This window comes from Pseudoalteromonas sp. TB25 (genome assembly GCF_000497995.1).
Classification (GTDB): Bacteria; Pseudomonadota; Gammaproteobacteria; order Enterobacterales; family Alteromonadaceae; genus Pseudoalteromonas; species Pseudoalteromonas distincta.
In genome coordinates, this window is record NZ_AUTI01000163.1 from 1 (window position 1) to 4,448 (window position 4,448).

Below are 4,448 nucleotides of genomic sequence, written 5' to 3' on the forward strand. Positions count from 1 at the left end.
GGTTCAGGTACTCCACAAGCAGGTGGCGGCACTATAAGCGATGTGTCAGCCAATACTGGGCAGTGGAAACATTACACGTTAGATGTACCAGCTGGAATGACTACGTTTACAGTAACAACATCGGGTGGCAGTGGCGATGCTGATTTATTTGTAAAATACGGTAGCCAACCAACAGCAAGCTCATACGATTGCCGCCCTTATAAAAATGGCAATGCAGAAACATGTACATTTACTAATCCACAAGCAGGTACTTGGCACTTAAGCGTTAACGCTTATAGCACTTTCTCTGGTTTAACGCTTAGCGGGCAATACCAACCGTAATTTAAAGTTTGAGCCTTTAATAAAAAAACCGATGTTGCTGCCAACATCGGTTTTTCAATAATAACTAGCAGATTAGTTAAAACTAAAATCTACACTTTATTACTGTTATAGCTTCTCTAGTACTGATTCTGCGCGGCTTACAACAAACTCTTTGTCTTGTTCTACAAATAAACCTGTTACTAGCGCATTTTCAATAATCATAGCGTAACGCGTTGAACGTATACCACCAAAACTAGCAGTATCTTTATCAAGCCCTAACGATTTAGTGAAACTTCCATCGCCATCCCCAAGCATTGTAATTTCTTGCGCGTTTTGTGAGTCACCCCATGCTTTCATAACAAATGCATCATTAACTGATACACAGTAAATAGCATCAACACCTTTTGCTTTAATTTTATCAGCAAGGGTAATAAATTCAGGTAAATGGGCATTTGAACACGTTGGTGTAAACGCACCAGGAACTGCAAATAACACGACTTTTTTACCTTCAAACAATTCTTTATTTGTAAGAGATTGCATACCGTCGTCAGTTAATTGCGTTAACGTCACTGCTGGTAATTCTTGGCCTTGCTCAATCATGGTAATTCCTTGAAAAGATTAATACAGAATAAGTAACAATCGTACTACGTAGCCTACTACTATGTATAAAAAGTACGGCTAACTTAGTAGCTCAAAACAGCCTACCATAGAACGAAGAATACGCGCTGTATTAAGGTAAATTCAAATCATTTATAAAACTTGAAAAATCATTACCTAGCTTTTCATCTCGCAGACTGTACTCAACAATTGCTTTTAAGTAGCCTAACTTATCTCCACAATCGTGAGAGCGACCACTCATATGAAATGCTTCAACGGTTTCTTGTGCCATTAATGCGTCAATAGAATCTGTAAGTTGTATTTCACCGCCAGCACCTACAGACGTTTTTGCAAGTAGAGGCCAAATGTTCTTACTCAGTACATATCGCCCTACAACAGCTAGGTTAGAAGGCGCTAAATCTGCATCTGGTTTTTCAACCATTGCTTTTATTGCAGCACTTTTGCCTGGCATTAACTCAACACCGTTTATATCCGCAATACCATATTTACTAACGTCTTCTTTAGCTACTGGCTCAAGCATTATTTGGCTTGCTTGAGTTTCTTTAAAGCGTTTAATCATGGCCGCTAAGTTTTCAGTTTCTTGATCCGCAGTATAGGCATCAAGTATCACATCAGGCAGGAGCACAACAAAGTTGTTATCACCAACTATTGGTTTAGCGCATAAAATAGCATGCCCTAGCCCTTTAGCTTCACCTTGGCGTACACTCATAATAGTTACATCATTTGGACAAATAGAGCGAATTTCATCTAATAAAGCTCGTTTAACACGCTTCTCAAGAGTCGCTTCTAGTTCATAACTTGTATCAAAGTGGTTTTCGATTGCATTTTTAGAGCTATGCGTAACTAACACAATATCTTTAATACCAGCGGACACACATTCGCTGACAATATATTGAATTAGAGGCTTATCGACTATTGGGAGCATTTCTTTTGGGATAGCTTTTGTCATAGGGAGCATTCTCGTCCCTAAGCCAGCTACTGGAATTACAGCTTTCATATCTGTCCTTAGTGATTAAGTTTGTAAATAATATCAATTCGCTTAATTAAGTGATCTATTTTTAGGATGGAAAAACGTGTTGATAGCTAGGCAAAAAATTCGCTACTTAGTTGTTCTAAATGAGAATTATTTAACACAGGTGCGACACGTTTAGCCCCGCAAAATAATTAAGTATTATTGCGTATTGGTACAAACTAGCAGATACAAAATAGATACTAGCTGAATAAAGTTACCTCTTTTGAAGAAGTAAATTTGAAGCTGTTTATTAAACAGAGACTCTACATTTTTGGTTATTTAAAATGAGCAGGTAAGTTATGAAGTTTATTAATGATTTTGTTGTGGGGTGAGATTACATTAGCTAAACGAAAAAAGCCTGGGTTTGCTATAAATAACAAACCCAGACCAATAAATTTCTAACTAAAGGTCGCGTTACAAAACCTTTTTATAATTAAAGACCTGCACGCTCTTTAATTACTGCAATAAGCGGTGAGCTGGCAAAATTCCCTTCAGCCCAAGCAATATCAGCACCATCTGTTAACGCACTTTTTGATAAGTTTTTAACTATATACTCACCAGTATCTACTGCATTACTAGCAACAGCATGACGTAATAAGTTATTACCATTACATTGTACTGCATCATAAATATTACGAATTTTTACACGAGAGCTTTTAAGCTTGCTGCGTAATCGGTTTTTATCGTCTGCCGCAATATATTCACAAATAGATACTGCTAATTGATCTTCAGCATTTACAGGTGCTGTATACGAAAACGAACTAACAGCTACAACGGCAGTAAGTGCAACTAGCTTTGGTAATTTAAACATGACAAACCCTTTATAATACTTTGTTCTTATATAGACTATCGAATATTATATCAATCTATCAAAATTTACGCAATAATGTTAACGTTCTTTATATAAAGTTACGAATTTATAACTAGATAAATTCTTGTCATTCGGATGGTTTTCTTGCTCTTCTTTCACGTACCAATTAGCAACTTTATTGTAATCTGGAAACTGTGTATCGCCTTTAACATCTAAATCAATAAAAGTTAGATACAGGCGTTCTGCTTTTGGTAAAAATTGCTCATAGATATTACCACCACCAATAATCATTACTTCTTCAGCAGTAGTAACGAGTTCTAATGCGGCATCTGGCGTAGTTACTACTTCAATACCCTGTGCAGTATATTCGCTGTTTCGAGTAATAATAATATTACGGCGCCCAGGTAATGGACGGCCTATAGACTCAAAAGTTTTACGACCCATGATCACAGGCTTACCCGTAGTGACCTTTTTAAAATGCTGAAGATCTGCAGGTAAATGCCATGGCATTTTATTATCTAGACCAATTACACGGTTATTTGCCATTGCTGCAATCATTGAAATTATCATAATAAACACCTAGTACTTTATTCTTAAACAAAGAAAAAGGAGCATAAGCTCCTTTTTAGTAAATTCTATTTAATTAACGCTCGTAGACAACTTCTACGTCGTAATCATCTTCATCCCAGTCATCCCAATCATCATCATTACCCTTACCTTTAGTGGCTTTTTCATGATAGGTATCCCACTTAAATTCAACTTCTTCATCTTCCACTTGTACAAACTTCTCTTTAGGCATGCTATCAAGTAGTGTCATTATGTTGTGGATTAATGGTTGAGTGTTAAGTTTATTAATTGCTGAAATGTGATAGATATTTTCAGTTTCGCCCAGCTCTTCTGCAATCGATTCGCATAACGCTTTTGCTTCATCCTCTGGTAATAAATCTATTTTATTAAATACTAACCAGCGTGGCTTCTCAGCTAATTTAGGGCTGTATTGGTGCAGCTCGTTAATAATCGAAAACGCATTATCAACAGGGTTTGAACCATCTACCGGCATTACATCAATAATGTGTAATAACACACGACAACGCTCTAAATGTTTCAAAAAGCGAATACCTAGGCCTGCGCCATCAGATGCACCTTCAATTAGACCCGGAATATCGGCTATAACAAATGATTTATTTGCTTCAGGACGTACCACACCTAAATTAGGAATAAGCGTCGTGAATGGGTAATCAGCTACTTTTGGTCTTGCTGCAGATACACTGCGGATAAACGTAGATTTACCGGCATTTGGTAGTCCAAGTAAGCCAACATCAGCTAATAATAGTAACTCTAATTTTAAGTTACGTACTTCACCTGGTGTGCCTAATGTTTTTTGACGAGGTGCTCGGTTAGTACTTGATTTAAAACGCGCATTCCCCAAGCCGTGGAAACCACCTTTTGCAACCAAAATTCGTTGACCATGTTGAGTTAAGTCGCCAAGTCCCTCTTGGGTATCAACATCCATGATGCGCGTGCCTACAGGCACCATAACAAACAAGTCATCAGCTTTTCGGCCTGTACAGTTACGGCTACGACCGTTAGTACCACGTTCAGCTCTATGGAAGCGCTCAAACTGATAATCAATTAAGGTATTTAAGTTTTCATCAGCTTGTAGATAAACACTACCACCGTCTCCACCGTCACCGCCGTCTGGTCCAC

Annotated in this window: 6 protein-coding genes; 1 reads left to right on the forward strand and 5 read right to left on the reverse strand. The window is 37.7% G+C overall.

Going from position 1 to position 4,448, the window contains the following annotated elements; all coding sequences use genetic code 11:
* Nucleotides 1-321: PPC domain-containing protein (locus tag L652_RS01000000123210; protein WP_033013199.1), on the forward strand; the 321-nt coding region annotated here is incomplete at its 5' end.
* Nucleotides 322-426: 105 nt separating this feature from the next.
* Here L652_RS01000000123210 and L652_RS0103515 read toward each other — a convergent pair.
* The 5 genes from L652_RS0103515 to cgtA all read right to left on the reverse strand — a co-directional run.
* Nucleotides 427-900 carry a peroxiredoxin gene (locus L652_RS0103515; protein WP_024594812.1) on the reverse strand — a complete coding sequence of 158 codons (474 nt, stop codon included), beginning with the start codon at nt 898-900 and terminating at the stop codon, nt 427-429.
* Between the two features lie 130 nt (nt 901-1,030).
* The gene (gene galU / locus L652_RS0103520) at nt 1,031-1,915 is read right to left on the reverse strand and encodes a UTP--glucose-1-phosphate uridylyltransferase GalU (protein WP_024594811.1); all 885 of its coding nucleotides are present in this window, start codon (nt 1,913-1,915) and stop codon (nt 1,031-1,033) included.
* A 448-nt stretch (nt 1,916-2,363) separates the two neighbouring features.
* Nucleotides 2,364-2,741 carry a DUF3718 domain-containing protein gene (locus L652_RS0103525; RefSeq protein WP_024594810.1) on the reverse strand — a complete coding sequence of 126 codons (378 nt, stop codon included), beginning with the start codon at nt 2,739-2,741 and terminating at the stop codon, nt 2,364-2,366.
* 78 nt (nt 2,742-2,819) lie between these two features.
* The gene (gene folA, locus L652_RS0103530; RefSeq protein WP_024594809.1) at nt 2,820-3,311 is read right to left on the reverse strand and encodes a type 3 dihydrofolate reductase; all 492 of its coding nucleotides are present in this window, start codon (nt 3,309-3,311) and stop codon (nt 2,820-2,822) included.
* 73 nt (nt 3,312-3,384) lie between these two features.
* Nucleotides 3,385-4,448 (reverse strand): Obg family GTPase CgtA (cgtA, locus tag L652_RS0103535; protein ID WP_024603294.1); only part of this gene is annotated, 1,064 nt, incomplete at its 5' end.

Coding starts and splice junctions, on each gene's coding strand:
- L652_RS0103515 (WP_024594812.1), bottom strand. CDS start 900: ATGATTGAGCAAGGCCAAGAATTACCAGCAGTGACGTTAACGCAATTA.
- galU (WP_024594811.1), bottom strand. CDS start 1,915: ATGAAAGCTGTAATTCCAGTAGCTGGCTTAGGGACGAGAATGCTCCCT.
- L652_RS0103525 (WP_024594810.1), bottom strand. CDS start 2,741: ATGTTTAAATTACCAAAGCTAGTTGCACTTACTGCCGTTGTAGCTGTT.
- folA (WP_024594809.1), bottom strand. CDS start 3,311: ATGATAATTTCAATGATTGCAGCAATGGCAAATAACCGTGTAATTGGT.